This is a genomic window from Methanobacterium sp. (genome assembly GCA_030017655.1).
Taxonomy (GTDB): Archaea; Methanobacteriota; Methanobacteria; order Methanobacteriales; family Methanobacteriaceae; genus Methanobacterium_D.
Genome location: JASEIM010000007.1, coordinates 55,317 through 72,066 on the forward strand (window position 1 = coordinate 55,317; position 16,750 = coordinate 72,066).

The 16,750-nt window shown below is 30.4% G+C and carries 14 protein-coding genes; 11 read left to right on the plus strand and 3 right to left on the minus strand.

The genetic code is table 11. The annotated features are described in order from the left end of the window. Positions 1-151 precede the first annotated feature (151 nt). The 4 genes from QMD61_04790 to QMD61_04805 all read left to right on the plus strand — a co-directional run bounded on the left by QMD61_04790 (position 152) and on the right by QMD61_04805 (position 4,696). Positions 152-1,276, plus strand: coding sequence for a glycosyltransferase family 2 protein (locus QMD61_04790; protein MDI6723941.1), 1,125 nt, complete (start codon positions 152-154; stop codon positions 1,274-1,276). A gap of 79 nt (positions 1,277-1,355) precedes the next feature. Further along, the gene (locus QMD61_04795; GenBank protein ID MDI6723942.1) at positions 1,356-2,255 is read left to right on the plus strand and encodes a glycosyltransferase; all 900 of its coding nucleotides are present in this window, start codon (positions 1,356-1,358) and stop codon (positions 2,253-2,255) included. A gap of 121 nt (positions 2,256-2,376) precedes the next feature. Beyond that, the gene (locus QMD61_04800; protein MDI6723943.1) at positions 2,377-3,411 is read left to right on the plus strand and encodes a glycosyltransferase family 2 protein; all 1,035 of its coding nucleotides are present in this window, start codon (positions 2,377-2,379) and stop codon (positions 3,409-3,411) included. A 76-nt stretch (positions 3,412-3,487) separates the two neighbouring features. Further along, positions 3,488-4,696 (plus strand): glycosyltransferase family 4 protein, encoded by a 1,209-nt coding sequence (locus QMD61_04805; GenBank protein MDI6723944.1) that lies wholly within the window; start codon positions 3,488-3,490, stop codon positions 4,694-4,696. 183 nt (positions 4,697-4,879) lie between these two features. Here QMD61_04805 and QMD61_04810 read toward each other — a convergent pair whose 3' ends face one another. Continuing rightward, positions 4,880-5,044, minus strand: a complete 165-nt coding sequence (locus QMD61_04810) for a hypothetical protein (GenBank protein ID MDI6723945.1) — start codon at positions 5,042-5,044, stop codon at positions 4,880-4,882. A gap of 304 nt (positions 5,045-5,348) precedes the next feature. Here QMD61_04810 and QMD61_04815 point away from each other — a divergent pair, with 304 nt between their 5' ends. Continuing rightward, positions 5,349-6,839, plus strand: coding sequence for a DUF2206 domain-containing protein (locus QMD61_04815; GenBank protein MDI6723946.1), 1,491 nt, complete (start codon positions 5,349-5,351; stop codon positions 6,837-6,839). Here QMD61_04815 and QMD61_04820 read toward each other — a convergent pair whose 3' ends face one another. After that, positions 6,840-8,042 (minus strand): glycosyltransferase family 4 protein, encoded by a 1,203-nt coding sequence (locus QMD61_04820; protein ID MDI6723947.1) that lies wholly within the window; start codon positions 8,040-8,042, stop codon positions 6,840-6,842. 15 nt (positions 8,043-8,057) lie between these two features. Further along, complete coding sequence (locus QMD61_04825) at positions 8,058-9,188, minus strand: glycosyltransferase family 4 protein (GenBank protein ID MDI6723948.1); 1,131 nt, start codon at positions 9,186-9,188, stop codon at positions 8,058-8,060. A 225-nt stretch (positions 9,189-9,413) separates the two neighbouring features. On the opposite strand from QMD61_04825, the gene QMD61_04830 reads away from it, so the two are divergent. From QMD61_04830 to pseG, 6 genes are all read left to right on the plus strand, one after another. Next, on the plus strand, positions 9,414-10,664 hold the full coding sequence (locus QMD61_04830; GenBank protein ID MDI6723949.1) for a hypothetical protein: 1,251 nt from the start codon (positions 9,414-9,416) through the stop codon (positions 10,662-10,664). Positions 10,665-10,724: 60 nt separating this feature from the next. After that, complete coding sequence (locus QMD61_04835) at positions 10,725-12,167, plus strand: oligosaccharide flippase family protein (protein MDI6723950.1); 1,443 nt, start codon at positions 10,725-10,727, stop codon at positions 12,165-12,167. Positions 12,168-12,246: 79 nt separating this feature from the next. Next, entirely contained in the window at positions 12,247-13,242 is a 996-nt protein-coding gene (pseB, locus tag QMD61_04840) for a UDP-N-acetylglucosamine 4,6-dehydratase (inverting) (protein MDI6723951.1), read from the plus strand. Continuing rightward, complete coding sequence (gene pseC, locus QMD61_04845) at positions 13,243-14,397, plus strand: UDP-4-amino-4,6-dideoxy-N-acetyl-beta-L-altrosamine transaminase (protein ID MDI6723952.1); 1,155 nt, start codon at positions 13,243-13,245, stop codon at positions 14,395-14,397. Between the two features lie 27 nt (positions 14,398-14,424). After that, a complete protein-coding gene (locus QMD61_04850) occupies positions 14,425-15,261 on the plus strand; it encodes a glycosyltransferase family protein (GenBank protein MDI6723953.1) in 837 nt (278 codons plus the stop codon). Positions 15,262-15,286: 25 nt separating this feature from the next. Continuing rightward, positions 15,287-16,750: a UDP-2,4-diacetamido-2,4,6-trideoxy-beta-L-altropyranose hydrolase gene (gene pseG / locus QMD61_04855; GenBank protein MDI6723954.1), complete on the plus strand. Its 1,464-nt coding sequence runs from the start codon at positions 15,287-15,289 to the stop codon at positions 16,748-16,750.

The following is a 16,750-nucleotide window of genomic DNA, read 5'->3' on the forward strand; positions in this document are numbered from 1 at the left end:
TTTAACTATTAAATTTATCTTTTAATTTAATTACTCATTTTTTATTAGATAAAGTAAATTATATAAGCAATATTTATCGATATAATGTTATATCAGCGCATATCATGATTAAAAATATATAAAATATTAATAATAAAAATACGTGATTTTTATGAAGATTTCAATTGTAATCCCCGCTTTAAATGAGGAAGGAATTGTTGGTAAAACTGTTAAATCGGTTCCAGTAGAAAAATTAAGGAAAAATGGACTTGAAGTTGAGATAGTTGTGGTAGACAATGCATCGACTGATAATACAGCTCAGGAAGCACGCGATGCAGGAGCGCGGGTGGTATTTGGAGAAAAGAGAGGATACGGCAACGCTTATTTAAAGGGATTTAGTGAAGCGAAAGGAGATATTATTGTAATGGGTGATGCTGACGGTACATATCCATTTCAAATGACATATGAATTTATCCAGCCTATTTTAAGAGGGGAAGCTGATTTTGTAATGGGTTCCAGACTTAAAGGTGATATAAAAAAGGGAGCTATGCCAGCACTTCATAAATATATTGGTAATCCATTTTTAACATGGATGCTTAATTTCCTGTTTAAAGCAGGAATATCTGATGCCCATTGTGGAATGAGAGCAATAAAAAAGGATACTATAAATAAATTAGGTCTTAAAAGTCCAGGAATGGAATTTGCATCCGAAATGGTAATTGAAGCAGCTCGAAAAAATGTTAAAATGGCTGAAATTCCTATTACTTACTATCCGAGGGGTGGTGAGTCCAAGCTCAGCTCTTTTTCAGACGGCTGGAGACACGTAAGATTTATGATGCTCTACAGGCCAACACCTTTCCTTTTAATACCCAGTTTTGTAATTTTAATTATGGGGGGAGCCTTTTTTGCAGGAGTATTGTTAAGACAGTATGGAATGCATTCATTGATACTTGGAAGTCTGCTGCTTATAATTGGATACCAAATTTTCCTTGCATGGATCCATTTTGGGGCTTTCGGTTCAATTTATGGGGTATCAAAAAGTTCAGGAACTATAAAAAAGTTTATGAATTATCACTCTCTGGGAAGAGAACTTTTTATAGGGCTGCTACTTCTTGCTCTTGGAGTGTTAGTAGGATTAAAAGTATTTTACAGTTGGTTTGCAGTAGGATTTGGAACTCTTTCACAGATACAGTATGCTATGGTGGCCCTTATACTATCCATCCTTGGAATTCAAACAATTTTCTCAGGAATGTTTTTAAGCTTGTTGCTTCTAAGTAACGGTGATAAAGGGGACTGATTTTAAAGCTACAGTTAATTACATAAATATGATTATATTTTTTAAATAGTATTTCTTAAAATGAACAGGAAGAAATAAAATGGAATTGGACATAAGCATTATACTCTTAACCAAAGATGGAGGGAGCAGGTTAGAGGAATTAATGAAGAGTATAAGAGATCAAAAGTATGATGGCAATATTGAAATCATAGCAGTGGATTCAGGGTCCAAGGATGATACAGTTAACATACTGAAAAAATATAATGCCAGAGTATTTGAAATCAGTCCTGAAGATTTTCATCACAGTAAAACAAGGAATTTAGGGGCTCAAAAATCAAATAGGGATATTTTGGTATATTTAACTCAGGATGCATTGCCTTTAGATGATTATTTCTTAGCTAATTTATTGAAACCATTAAATAATAATTTTTCTGTGGTATATGGAAGACAAATAGCCAACCTTGATGCTAAAAAATTGGATGTTTTCTTTTATTCATACTTTTATCCTGAAGAGAGAAAAATTTTAAATGAAAAACATGCAGAAAACCCCAGAAAGTTTTATATGGAAAATGTTTTTGCATCAGATGTATGTGCAGCTATAAAAAGAGATGTATGGGAAAAGATAAGATTTGATGACGATGTACCAATGTCTGAAGATAAAGATTTTGCATTAAGGGTTCTTAAAGAAGGATATACTATTTTATACGAACCAAATGCTGCAGTATACCATTCTCATGATTATACCCTAAAATCTCTTTTTAAAAGGAGATTTAAAGATGGAGCTGCTTTTGCTTCAATTGCGCTTGAAGGTGAAGGTAATTTTATGGATAGAGGACTTAAATATTTTATAGAACAAATAGAATATTTCATCAGGAATAAATATTATTCAAACATTCCCTATGCTTTATTATATAATTTTATATATTTCATAAGCTTTTTTCTTGGAAATAATCAAAGATTCTTACCAGGTTTTATCAAAAACTCTCTTATGAAAAATTAAATTCAGATATTAAAATCAAAATTATTACTCATTAATAAAATTGATAATTTCAGATATAATATAATTTATCGTAATTCAAACTTTTTATCATTAAATATAAAGAGACAATAGAAGTGTCAAAATGAAAACCTCAGATAATTATCCAGCAGTTAGTATAATAATTACCAACTATAATGGTGAAAGGCATCTTGAAGAATGCCTGAATTCATTAAAAGATATTGAATACAGTAATTATGAAGTTATTTTACTGGATAATGCATCTTCAGATAATTCTATTGGATTAGCAAGAGAACATTATCCAGAGATCAAAATTATTGCCCTTGATAAAAATTATGGATTTGCTGAAGGAACAAATAAAGGAGCGCAGGCTGCTGAAAGTGAATTCATCGTGTTTTTAAATAATGATACAAAGGTTGATAGAAAATGGTTAAGAGAGCTTGTTAATGCTGTAAAAACCTATGGAGAAGACAATGTATACTCCAGTAAAGTATTATTTTATGATCCTCCACATAATATAAACACAGTTGGTGGAATAATCACCCCTATGGGCAGCGGACTTGATATAAACTTTGCAAAACCTGATTTAGATAAATATAATGAGATAAAGTATGTTGGTTCACCTTCAGGATGTTCGATGCTGCTTAAAAAGTCATTATTTGAGAAAATGGGAGGATTTGATAAAGATTATTTTGCATACCTTGAAGATGTTGATTTTGGGTGGAGATCTTGGTTATATGGACATAAAACTTATTATATACCTACATCGATTGTTTATCATAAATATGGTGCTACTGGGGGAAAAATGGAGAGTCCATTTAGGGTTTTCCATGTTCAGAAGAATCGTCTGACAAATATTCTAAAAAATTTCTCTATAAGAAACATACTATCAGGTTTTATTATTTCAATAGGATTCGACATTATTCGCATACTTGGCTTTTTAGCAGGTGGAAATTTTGATCTTATAAAAGCAGTGTTTAAAGGAAACTATTATTTCATAAAAAATATCCCTAAAACCCTTAAGAAAAGGAAAAAAATTCAAAGAAACAGAAAAATTCCAGATTCGCAAATGTTTGAAATGGACTTAATCGCTTCTTTAAGCTGGTGTATAAAAGAATTCAGAAGATTGGGTAAATTAAATAAAAATTCAAAGAATTAAAATTTATAAATAGTTAAATAAGTATATATGTTACAATTAATACCATATAAAAAGAATTTATGAGGTATTCGATAAAATGAAAATTTGCCAGATAATTTATACATATCCTCCATATATTACAGGCGGTGCTGACATATATGCTGAGAGAATTTCTAAGGAATTAGTAAAAAAAGGCCATGAAGTTGTTGTAATTACTACTAAACCTTTTGATGGCTTATCATCATTAAAAACCTCTGTAGAAATGGACGATGTAATTAAAGTACATCGTTTTTATCCTCTTAACATATTTTCATGGATTAACACTGCAGAAAAATCTATATTTCAGAAGATGATATGGAATGCGCTTGATATATGGAATTTACATCCTTATCTTGTTATTAAAAATATACTAAAAAAAGAAAAACCCGATGTAGTCCATATTCATACACCTATATGGTTTTCTCTCTCGGTTTTCGATGCTGTGAAAAGCTTAAAAATACCTTCTGTTTTTATGGTCCATGATTATCTTCTGTTATGCCGTAGAACATTACTCTTGCATTCAAATGGTGAAATTTGTCATGATCCTCACCCCTTTTGTAAGATGTACCAGTTCCTATCTAAAAAAATAGTGAAAAAGAAGCCAGATATGATTATAGCTCCTTCACAGTTTATTTTAGATATTCTATCAGACAACGGATTTTTTGAAGGATCAAAAAGCATTAAAATCCCTCTTGGCGTTATAATTGAAGGTAAAAAGCCCGAAAAGGAATACGAAACAATTGACATCATGTATGTAGGCTCTCTGGTAAATCACAAAGGTGTGTATATACTAATCGAAGCTTTTAAGAACATTGAAAATAAAAACATTAAACTCCATATTCTTGGAAAAGGTACTGAAGAATATAATTTAAAAGAAATGGCTAAGGACGATGGGAGAATAATGTTTCATGGATTTGTGGAGGGTAAAGAGCTTCGAAATTTTCATGAAAATACAAACATGGTTGTAGTTCCTTCAATTTGTTATGATAATTCACCAATGGTGATTTATGAAAGTTTAATGAATGGTACTCCTGTTATTGGGAGCAAAATTGGTGGAATTCCGGAATTAATTGAGGAAGGAGTGAATGGTTTTTTATTTGAACCAGGATCAGTAAGCGAATTGAAGGATAGACTTCAGTACTTAATTGAAAACCCATCTATATTAAAAAAATTGGAAAATGGCGCTTTTGAATCCAGTAACAAATATAGCATGGTTTCTCATATAGAAAAGCTGGAAAATATGTATAAAGAGTTAATCAGGGATTGATGAAGAAATGAACATTATTAAACGCATTAAAAATTTTGAAATTAATACTATGAATTCAAAGTATATTTTATTATTTTTTTTTTGGCTTCTATTTGTAGATTTTGTTATATTATTAGATATTCCTTTAATTAGAGAATTTTTTTCATTTCTCTTTTTTACATTTGCACCTGGAATTTTGTTTCTTCATATTTTAAGATTAGAAAAAACAGGATTTACCAGGAAAATAGTGTTGAGTATGGGAATTAGCATCTCAATTCTTATTTTTGCAGGATTATTGCTGAATTTAATGTATCCGGTTATTAATAAACCTTTATCATCAGCACCAGTTCTTATTTTATTAAATATCATAGTAATAGCCTTATTATCTATAGCTTACAAAAGGAATAATGGAGATTATGAAATAAGTAATTTAATTAATTTTAAAGTTAATTTCGAAGGAAAATTACTATTTCCCCTAATTTTGGCATTAATATTTCCATTCATGGCTATCCTAGGAACATATTTAATGAACACCAATGGTAACAACAATATTTTACTGTTAATGTTGCTATTAATCCCTCTCTATATATTGTTATTAACCTATCTTAAGGATAAAATTCCTTCAATCACTTATCCAATTGTTTTGTGGATGATAGGCTTAAGTTTGCTTTTAATGGCTAGTCTAACATCAAATCATCTCGTGGGTAGGGATATTTATAAGGAATTTTATTGTTTCAAGTTAACTTTAAGCAGTTACCGATGGGATATCTCAAATTTCTATGATTCATTTAATGCATGTCTCAGTATTACCATACTTCCAACAGTTTATCAGGTTTTATCAAACATAAACAGCGAATATGTATTTAAATTGTTTTATGCAGTAATAGGTTCTATTATTCCTGCAATTTCTTTTAATGCGTTCAAAAAGCATATTGGTACCAGAGGGGCCTTCTATGCGTCTTTATTAATTATTTTCATGGCATTTTTTGTGGCGTCAATAGGAAGTGTAAGACAATTAATTGCTCTGGTCTTCTTTTTCTTAGCCGTAATGGTTTTATTCGATGATAAGATGATTGGAGTTTCTAAGAAAGTTATATTGATTTTATTAATGATTTCCATAGTTTTATCCCATTATGCAACAGCATATTTGGCTTTTGCTTTATTAGTCCCTATGTTACTGGTTCCATTTTTAAAAAGCTTAATAAAAAAACTTTCTGGTAAAAAGAATAAAATAGTATTCAAAAATTTCGAGGTTATACTCCCTTTCTTTGCATTTGTGCTGATTTGGTATCTTTTAGTTGCACAAGTGCAGATAAGTGGAGGAATGTATGTTTTAGATAAAACATCCCAGGTCTTACAGGATACTGGTTTTACGGGAGGATTTACTGAAGGAACCAAAGATAATATGATTCTGGCTATGTTTGGAATAGGGATAAATTCAATACCTAACTTAATCAGTGCATTTGTTCATGATACGGTGTTTTTTGTGATAATGATCGGATTAATAACGCTTATTGCGAGTTATAGAGCAAAAAATCCCAAATTAAATATTAAATTCTTTATAGGAATTTTAATTTCAGTTATATTATTGGGTCTACTGGTTATAGTGCCTAATTTATCTATTCATTACCCTGCAGAAAGGGTTTTTATTCAATCATTAATATTTATGGCCCCACTTTTTGTAATTGGGGTTGAAAAAATTTCTTATGTCATTAAAAGACCTAAATCAAAGTATATAGTGTTATTTGTACTAGTTATATCTCTTTTTTCATGTAATACATACTTGCAGTATCATTTCTATGGAATACAATATTCGCCCTATTATGAAAACGATGGCGCCCTCAGGAATGAGTATTTTGTTTATGATCAGGAGATAGTTGGAGCTGAATGGCTCAAGAATTATCAGATTAACGGTACAGAAGTATATACGGATGGATCTGCTATTAATCGTCTCCTTTTAGGCCGAATCGACCTAAAATACCACAATGTTATTGTAAATAATCAAAAATTAAAAGGATATATTTTATTAAGGTATATTAATCTTTACAAAGGTATCTTAATGAAGGATACTACAAATATTAAAGATATAACCTATTATGAACCTGTAATCAAAAATTCAAATTTAATATATCAGAATGGAAGGTCAGAAGTGCTTGTAAGATAGTTAGTCAATTAATTGTGAATAGAGTTTTACATACTTTTTAACTAAATTGGCCCATTCAAATTTATGAGCATCATTTAAATTATTAATAGATATATTTTTTCTCTTTTCATGGTCATTATATAAAGTTAATATAGCATTAGATACATCATCAGGATCTAGAGAGGTTAATATTCCATTTCGCTGGTTTTTTATTATCTCAGGTATTCCTCCAACATCACTGGCTATAACTGGGATTCCCAGAGCCATAGCTTCTAAGTATACAATTCCAAATGATTCCATTCTTGAAGGCATTACAAGAATATCTACAGAATTTAAAAAAGCCATATATTTTTTTTTGTTTAAGAATCCAACAAAATTAACATGATTTTCGAGATTATAATTTTTTACCATTTGCCTTATTAAATGATTTTCAGGGACATCTAATGCTATATAAAGATTTAGATCAGGTATTTCATTAACTAAACGCTTTACAGATTCAATTAATATATCCCCACCTTTTATTAACTTTGGACCTCCTGGAAATAGAATATTGAACCCTTTTTTTAATTCTATTGATTTTACACCATTTATACTGGAAATATTAATCCCATTATGGATAACAACGCCTTTATCCTTGATAACATGGCCAAATATTTTTTCAGATTCACTATAAAGATATTCACTCACAAAAACAATTTTATTTATCTTTTTGAACGCCATTTTTAAAAATTTGGTTATTAAGAAGTTGGATACTGATGAAAGTGGTGATTTATGGTAAAATAAGGAAAACCATGGTCCATGCATGTTAATTAACCATTTTAAATTTTCATTAGCATTTTTAACTATATAAGACAGAATATCTGAATATTCGATATGAGAATGTATGATATCAATCTTGTTATGGTTCAAATAATCATTTATCCGATTTTTAACCCTGAAAAAATAAATAAACATCAATAATAAATTTAGAATCATAATTGGTTTCTGATGTGGGGAATTTGAAGTAACTTCTGGATTTAAAATCATTTTATATAGACACTTAGAATTAAATAGACTTCCTAAATTGATTATTTCTACATCAAGGTCAGCAAAATACTTTTTTATCTCATTATTTAATATAATTGAAACATTTATGTTTTTTTTAATCAGAGAACTTGTTAATTGATGAACAATATTTTCTCCGCCTCCCCATCCATTAGAAATCACTATAAAACAAATTTTCATTTTTGCACCAGTAAACTAATACTCAATTTGAAAGGCATTAGATAGATCAGAAGCCATTTTTTCCATTGAAAACTCTTTTTTAGCAAGTTTTTTCGAATTTATGCCCATTTTTCTAATTACATCTTTATCCTTATTTTTTAATTCTAATATTCCTTCAATTAAACATTCAGGATCATTATTTTTTACAATTATACCGCATTGGTTCTCTCTTACAAATTCAGCCGCATCTCCTACTTCTGTTGTTAAAATAGGTTTTCCCATGGCCAGATATTCTGGAAATTTGGTTGGTGCGGCTACTTCTGCTGCAGGATGAGTGGGACGTGGTAAAACCAGAACATCGCTTATAGCGTAATAGTATACCACTTCACTTTGGGGAACCTTGGGGATATATCTGATGTTACCATCATCTTTTCTTTTTTTACCTCCTACAATAACAAATGCCAGTTCATCACGATCTTTTAGCTCTTCTGCAGCCTCAATGAACTTATCTATTCCCTGCCATTTTTCACAGGCCCCTAAATATGTGAAAACCATCTGGTTATTAATATCCAATATATCTTTGATTTCATGTATTTTAGAATTTTCAGGTTCTTTAAATAAGCTTAAATCAATACCATTTGTAACATATGCAGCTTTATTGGGCTTAAGTCCACGGCTGTACAGGTCTTCAATCATTTTATGAGATACGCAGTTGATCCTATCTGAAAAATGAAGATTAAGATAATCCATTGTTTTAAAAAATAGGTATTTAAAAATAGAGGATGGATTGAATTTTAAACCATTTTCATAAAGCAAAAATTCTTTCACTACATCTCCATGTTTATCCATAATAAACGTAACATCTTTAAATTTTGTTAAAAAGAGTACTGCATGGGTTAGTTGTCCATTACAGAATACTAAGTCATAATTTCCTTCTTTAATCTTTTTAAAATGTTTGGAATAAATGGTTAGAGGTGAAACTTTAACTACTTCATAGGGAAAATTAATTTGTTTTTTAATTTCCTCATTAAAATCATCCAATCCAGTATAAATAACAAAATCCATTTCATGACCTAATGAGGTCATTAAATTTGCTATTTTAATTATTCTTATCCATGCAGAATAATCATCAGCTGGTGGCCCTACTTTAACATTAAGAATTTTCATTTTGATAACTCCATACTAAAACAATAGATTATTCTATAATATTTTCTAATCACTATGGAACAACTCAATAAAAGATATTTTCATATTTGTAAATATAAAGTACATTTATTTCTACTAAACTAGTATATAATTACTCAGTTTTATATATATTAAAATTTAAAAGGTCTTAAATAATATAAAATAAATAAGTACATTTTTGTTTTTTTATTTTCGTAAAGTGATAAAATGGTCGATGGCACTAATTTAATTGGATTAAGGTATGCAAGGGACGAATATTTCCGGGGCGGAGAGGAAGAATGCTATAATAACCGATCTGTATGGATAAACACATTAAAAAATGAATTATATCTTTTAAATAAGAGTAAAACTAACTGGTACTATAAATTAAAAAATGTATTTTTAAAGTCTATAAAAATGTTTAGTAAAATATATCCAGTCAAACCGAGGAAAAAGATATGGATAGGTCCTTTATTTGAGAGATATTCTAGTGCATTTAATCAACTTCCCTATAATTTCATAGTTTCTCATATAAATCCATCTATAGGTTCTTTATTAAAATTATGTACTTCGAATATAGTTTTTAACCCTATTCCTGACTCTTGTTATATAAATCTGTATAAGGGGATAATAGAAGGTGATAAAAACATTCTTCAACTAGGGATGGATGAATTAGAAGAAATGTTGAAAATTTTAAATCTTGATCTTATAATAATTCATAATGATTTGGTCCCAATTAATCAAGCCATAATATTGGTCGCACGGAAATTAGGGATTCCTACAGCAGAGATTCAACATGGAACCTATCAATCAGATTATCTTCCCAATGGTAGATATGTCGATTATTTATTTGTTTGGGGGGAATATTTTAAAAATATTTATGTAGAAAATAGAATTATAAAGCCAAGTAATGTTAAAATCCTTGGTTATCCTTTCCAAATAAAAAAATATGATAATCCCAATAATGTTAAAAAAATTGTAATATTTTTAGGGCAAAATTTGGAAGTTTTCAATAAAGATCTGATTTATAATAAAGTTGAAACCGTCATTAATATACAAAAAATATGTGAAAGTTTAAATTTTGACTTTTTTTACAGACCACATCCTGGAGATAACTTAAAATTATTAAAATCAGAACTTAAAGATATAAAATTTACTCCTACTGGAGAAACACTAGATGAAACTTTAAAGAAAGGAGATGTATTTATTTCGTTTAATTCAACAACATTAATTGAAGCAAATTTATATCATAAATTAGGTATTCAGCTTAAAAGCTATGATTTACCCACTGATAATTTTGAAGATATAGGGGCATGTTCTAAAACTGTAAATACATTTGAAGAATTAGAAGAATATTTAAGGCAAATAAAACAAGAAGGGATCTCTTCACTTTATAAGCCAGTAAAAACAAGTTATATGGAAATTCCATACCCTGACCTTAAAACAAGATTTTATGAGTTAATAGAAGAAATAATTTAATGAAATCAAAAATAGCATATACTAAATCTTTTAATTACTAAAAAACAATATGGTGAGTTTTTGAGCGAATATAAACTTTTTGTACAGAGAATTGGGTTGGTAGGAATAACAAATGTGCTTGTAAGCTTAGCTTCTCTTATTTTACTTCCAATACTATCTAAAAATCTTCCTGTTCAAGATTATGGTGTGTGGGTGCAGTTTATTGCAACTTTTGCCTTCATTCCTTTAATTGTGAATTTAGGGCTGCCTTATACAATGGTTAGATTTCTGGCAGTAAAACATGAAAAAGGCGAAATCCAGGAAGGATTTTATTCGATAACTTTGTTATTACTCCTGGTAAGTTTAATTACAGCGATGGCACTGTTTTTACTTTCAGGTCAGATAGCATCGCTCCTTTTCAACGGAAATATAGAAATTTCTAAATTACTGGCATTAAGTATCATTATAGGCATTTTAAGCACTTCATTTTTCAGTTATTTTAGAACATTTCAGCAGATGAAGTTATTTTCAATTCTTACTTTATTGCAGACATATCTTGGAGTGATTATGGTGATAATTTTTGTATATTTAGGTTTCAGCGTATCGGGAGTAGTCCTTGGATACATCATTGCACAAATTATAACTTTTGTACTGGCAATGGCTCTTATAATACGGCAGATTGGGTTTAAAGTTCCTAAATTTGAAAATATGACGGAATATTTATCATTTGGAATACCAACGGTTCCTGGAAACTTATCTAGCTGGATGGTAGATATGAGCGATCGTTACGTTATTGGAATCTTACTGGGTACTGCATTTGTTGGTTACTATTCTCCAGGATATACTCTTGGAAATCTGATTTTAATGATGATGGCTCCATTTACATATCTTTTACCTTCTGTATTATTCTCTTACTATGATCAAAACAAAATCGAGGAAGTTATAATCCATTTACAGTATTCTATTAAATATTTCATATTACTGGCATTGCCTGCGGTCTTCGGGCTATCGCTCTTATCAAAACCTTTACTAACCATTTTAAGTACATCAGAAATAGCTTCCAATGGCTATCTTATTACTCCTTTTGTAGCTCTAGGCGCATTTTTGCTGGGCATATATGGACTAATCAGCCAAATACTGGCTTTAGAAAAGAAAACAAAAATTATAGGTTCTCTTTGGATGATAGCAGCTGTTATTAACATTATTTTAAATATCATATTTGTGCCTCTTTTAGGAATAGTAGCCGCTGCAATCAGCACGCTAATTGCATATGGATTTGTATTTGGTGTTTCCACATATTATTCTCTAAAAAACATTAAAATCGGTTTTGATTGGGAATTTATAATTAAAAGTTTAATTGCATCCATTTTGATGTCGCTGGTCTTAATATTCATAAATCCAACCTCCGCTTTCTGGATAATAACCACCGTTATAATATGTTCAGGAGTTTATATTGGACTGGTTCTATTATTTAGAGGAATTTCTAAAGATGAAATTGAATTCTTTAAGAATTTGATGAAATAGTAAAAATGTTTTTAATGTAATACAGTTAAATAGAAATTAGACTCAAGCAATGAACTATCAAAAGACAAGGAGAAAAAGAATGTTAAATGATAAAACAATCTTAATTACCGGAGGCACAGGATCCTTTGGTAAAAAATTTACAAAAAAAATTTTAAGGGAATATAATCCAAAAAAAATAATTATCTATTCAAGAGATGAGTATAAACAGTTTTTAATGCAGGGACAGTTTAAGGAATATGCCCAAAAACTTAGATTTTTCATTGGGGATGTTAGAGACGAAAAGAGATTATACAGGGCATTTGATGGAGTAGATGTTGTAATACATGCTGCAGCATTAAAACAGGTTCCTGCAGCAGAATATAATCCTATCGAGGCCATTAAAACCAATATACATGGTGCTGAAAACATTATTAATGCGGCCATTGATAAAGGAGTTAAAAAAGTAATTGCCCTATCAACAGACAAGGCAGTAAATCCCGTAAATCTATATGGAGCAACAAAACTTGTCTCAGATAAGCTATTTATTTCAGGAAACGCCTACGTAGGAGAAAAAGACACGCTTTTCACTGTTGTAAGATACGGAAACGTATCTGGAAGCCGCGGTTCTGTCATTCCATTCTTTAAATCATTAATTGATCAGGGTAAAAATGTTATACCAATTACTGATATGAGAATGACCAGATTCTGGATTACGCTTGATGACGCTGTTGATCTGGTTATTAAGGCAATAGAAGAAGCTAAAGGCGGAGAACTGTATGTAAGGAAATGTCCTTCTTTTAAAGTCACAGATCTGGCTAAAGCAATGAAAGAAGACTGTGAATTTGAAGATGTTGGAATCAGGCCCGGAGAAAAGCTTCACGAAGTAATGGTGACTGAGGAAGATTCAAGAACCACATATGAATACAATGACCATTACATCATTTACCCTGATTTTGACTGGTGGGAACATATAAATAATAAACCAGGCGGTAAAAAAGTAGTGGACAGATTTAGATATTCTTCAGATAACAACAGCGAATGGCTTTCTGTTGAAGAAATTAGAAATTTACTTGGAAAGATAGATATTGTCTATTAGGTGATTTTTATTAAATTTTTACCCTATGGAAAACAGTACATCGATGAAAGCGACATTCAAGATGTTGTAGACGTTTTAAAATCTGATTTCATTACTCAGGGACCTAAAATCGGCCAGTTTGAAGAAGCATTGGCCGAATACTGCGGTTCAAAGTATGCTGTGGCCTTTAATTCAGGTACTTCTGCGCTTCATGGCGCTTATTTTGCACAGGGCATAGGAAAAGGAGATGAGGTTATAACCCCTCCCAATACATTTGTGGCAACGTCCAATGCAGCTTTATATCTAAATGCAGCACCTGTTTTTACTGATGTAGAGATAGAAACAGGAAATATGGATGTTTCTAAGGTTGAAGAACAAATAACAGAAAAAACAAAGTTAATAGTTCCAGTTCACTACAGCGGAAACCCTGTGGATTTAAAGGAATTATCTGAAATAGCTGAAGACAAAGATGTTAAAATTATAGAAGATGCTGCCCATTCCATAGGAGCAAAATACGATGGAGAAAAAATAGGAAACTCAAAATATTCAGAGATGAGTATTTTCAGCTTTCACCCGGTAAAACACATAACCACTGGTGAAGGTGGAGCAGTTTTAACCAATGATGAAAATTATTACCAGAAACTTTTAATGTTCAGGTCTCATGGAGTAACTAAAGAAAATTACGTCAATGAACCTGATGGCGACTGGTACTATGAAATGCATTATCTGGGATTTAATTATCGTATAACTGATATACAGGCCACTTTAGGTTTATCTCAACTTAAAAAATTGGATAAATTCATAGAAAGGCGAAGAAAAATTGCTGAAATGTACAATAAGGCCTTTGAAAATAATCCATTCTTTGATACCGTTACAGAAAAGGCCTGCTGTGAATCTTCTTATCATCTGTTCCCAATTATTATTAAAGACGAATATAAGGATAAAAAGAGAGAAATATTCATGAAACTAAGAGAAGAAGGTTTAGGAGTCCAGGTTCATTATATTCCTGTTTATTTACAACCTTATTATCATGATTTAGGCTATAAAAGGGGTTCATGTCCTGTATCTGAAGATTTTTACCGCAGGGAAATTAGCATCCCTATGTATCCATCTATGGACAATGAAGACGTTGATTATGCTGTAGATAAAATTTTCAAGGTCTTCAAGAACTTATAATCATTATTAAAATTATAAGGTGAATCAATGAAAATTGGAGCAATAGTACAGGCGCGAACATCTTCAACACGGCTTCCAGATAAAGTTTTGAAAAAATTACCCTATAATAGTAATATAACTGTTTTAGAACAGGTAATCAGAAGATTAAAGGAGTCAAAAAAGCTAAATGAGATTGTAATTGCCACAACTACCGATGATAATGATAAAAAGATAGTTGAAATCGCAAAAAAAGAGAATGTGCCCTGGTTTAGAGGCAGTAAAAATAATGTGCTGGAAAGATACTATTTAGCTGCTGCAGAGAACAATTTAGACGTTGTGGTAAGAATAACCAGCGATTGTCCGTGCGTTGATCCTGAAGTTGTTGATTTAATAATAGAAAATCATTTAAAAAATGATTCTGATTATACTTCCAATACTTTGACTAGAACTTATCCTGTAGGACTGGATGTGGAAGTAATTAATTTTAAATCACTTAAAAAGTGTTATGATAATGCAGGTACAGATTTAGAAAAAGAACATGTGACATTGTATGTACATAACAATTTAAATCAGTTTAAGACAAAAAATATAGTTTTTAATGAGCCTGAAATGTCTGATATTCGAATAACTCTGGATACTGAAGAAGATTATGCTTTATTGTGCGCGGTTTTTGATTATCTCTATGAAGATAATGAATTATTTAAATTAAATCAAATTATAGATCTATTTAAACATAAGCCATGGCTTAAACTTATAAATAAAAAAATAATGGCAAAAAAATCATTTAAAACATTTGAGGATCAGCTTGAAGAGGCTTTAATTATTTTAGAGATGCAGGAGTTGAATGATGTAAAAAAATTCCTGGAAGAATCCAGTAGGATATAATTTTCATATAACAAGGCAAGATAAAATGAAGGTTCTAATAATTACTGAAGGCAGCAGTAAAATTGGTTTTGGACATGTAACCAGATGCACGTCTTTATATCAGGCTTTTAGCGAAAAGGAAGCATCTGTTCATTTTATTGTAAATGGAGATTCAAAAATCCAATCGATCCTTCAAAATACTGATTATGCAATATTCAACTGGTTGGAAGATTCTGAAAGACTTTTTAAATTACTGAAAGACTTTGACATAGTGATTATAGACTCTTATTTAGCTGATGAAGCTTTCTATCAAAAATTATCGAAATCAGTACCGCTGGCTGCTTATATTGACGATAATAACAGAATCAATTATCCTGAGGGAATAGTAATTAATGGTTCCATACTTGCAGAAAGAATTAATTATCCGCTAACTGACAGAGTTGATTATCTACTTGGAAGCCAGTATATACCATTAAGGCGTGAATTCTGGAGTGTTCCAGAAAAAACAATTAAAACAGATATTAAAAGCATCATGCTTACGTTTGGTGGGGATGATTTAAGAAATTTAACTCCAGATATACTGAAGCTTTTAATAAGATATCATCCTGATTTGAATAAAAAAATCGTAATTGGTAGAGGATTTAAAAATAAATCTGAAATTGAAAAATTAAAGGATGATAAAACAGAACTTATATATTACCCTGATGCTCAGGGAATGTTAAAAACAATGCTTGAATCCGATATAGCCATATCTGCCGGCGGACAAACTTTATATGAACTGGCAAGGGTTGGTTTACCGAGCATATCAATAGGAGTGGCTTATAATCAGACTCATAATGTAAAAAATTGGGAAAAGATTGGTTTTATAGATTTTGCAGGTTTCTGGGACTCTGAGAATTTACATGAATCAATATTGGAAAAATTAGATTTACTGTTGGATAAAAAAATAAGAATAAAAAAATGCAGAATTGGAAGGAAATTTGTAGATGGTAAAGGAGCCATAAAGATAGCTAAAAGGTGTTTAAATAGATATTATTCAAAAAAAATTAAAATAAGAACTGCAAATACAGAAGACATTAACAATGTTTATGAATTGTCCAATGAAAATGAGGTAAGGAAAAATTCTTTTAATACAGACAAAATCGAATTTGAACACCATAAAAAATGGTTTAAAGATAAATTAGAAGATCCTGATGCTGTATTTCTAATAGCAGAAAGTTCCACAGAATTTTTAGGCCAGGTAAGATTTGATTTAGAAGGAAATGAAGCCACTATAAGTATCAGCATTAATAAGGATTTTAGAGAACTGGGTTTGGGAAGTATCATCATAAAAAAATCAATTGAATATCTTAAACTTAATATTCCCCATATTAAAATAATCAAAGCATATATAAAGGAAAGTAATAAAAAATCCATTAATTTATTTGAAAAAATGGGTTTTAAAAACAGGGAAAATTTCTGGATGGAAAATCAGGACGCATTACTGTATATATATAAAATTAGGGATTAG

Coding starts and splice junctions, on each gene's coding strand:
- QMD61_04790 (MDI6723941.1), top strand. CDS start 152: ATGAAGATTTCAATTGTAATCCCCGCTTTAAATGAGGAAGGAATTGTT.
- QMD61_04795 (MDI6723942.1), top strand. CDS start 1,356: ATGGAATTGGACATAAGCATTATACTCTTAACCAAAGATGGAGGGAGC.
- QMD61_04800 (MDI6723943.1), top strand. CDS start 2,377: ATGAAAACCTCAGATAATTATCCAGCAGTTAGTATAATAATTACCAAC.
- QMD61_04805 (MDI6723944.1), top strand. CDS start 3,488: ATGAAAATTTGCCAGATAATTTATACATATCCTCCATATATTACAGGC.
- QMD61_04810 (MDI6723945.1), bottom strand. CDS start 5,044: ATGATATTTAATAAAATAAGAACTGGTGCTGATGATAAAGGTTTATTA.
- QMD61_04815 (MDI6723946.1), top strand. CDS start 5,349: ATGGCTAGTCTAACATCAAATCATCTCGTGGGTAGGGATATTTATAAG.
- QMD61_04820 (MDI6723947.1), bottom strand. CDS start 8,042: ATGAAAATTTGTTTTATAGTGATTTCTAATGGATGGGGAGGCGGAGAA.
- QMD61_04825 (MDI6723948.1), bottom strand. CDS start 9,188: ATGAAAATTCTTAATGTTAAAGTAGGGCCACCAGCTGATGATTATTCT.
- QMD61_04830 (MDI6723949.1), top strand. CDS start 9,414: ATGGTCGATGGCACTAATTTAATTGGATTAAGGTATGCAAGGGACGAA.
- pseB (MDI6723951.1), top strand. CDS start 12,247: ATGTTAAATGATAAAACAATCTTAATTACCGGAGGCACAGGATCCTTT.
- QMD61_04850 (MDI6723953.1), top strand. CDS start 14,425: ATGAAAATTGGAGCAATAGTACAGGCGCGAACATCTTCAACACGGCTT.
- pseG (MDI6723954.1), top strand. CDS start 15,287: ATGAAGGTTCTAATAATTACTGAAGGCAGCAGTAAAATTGGTTTTGGA.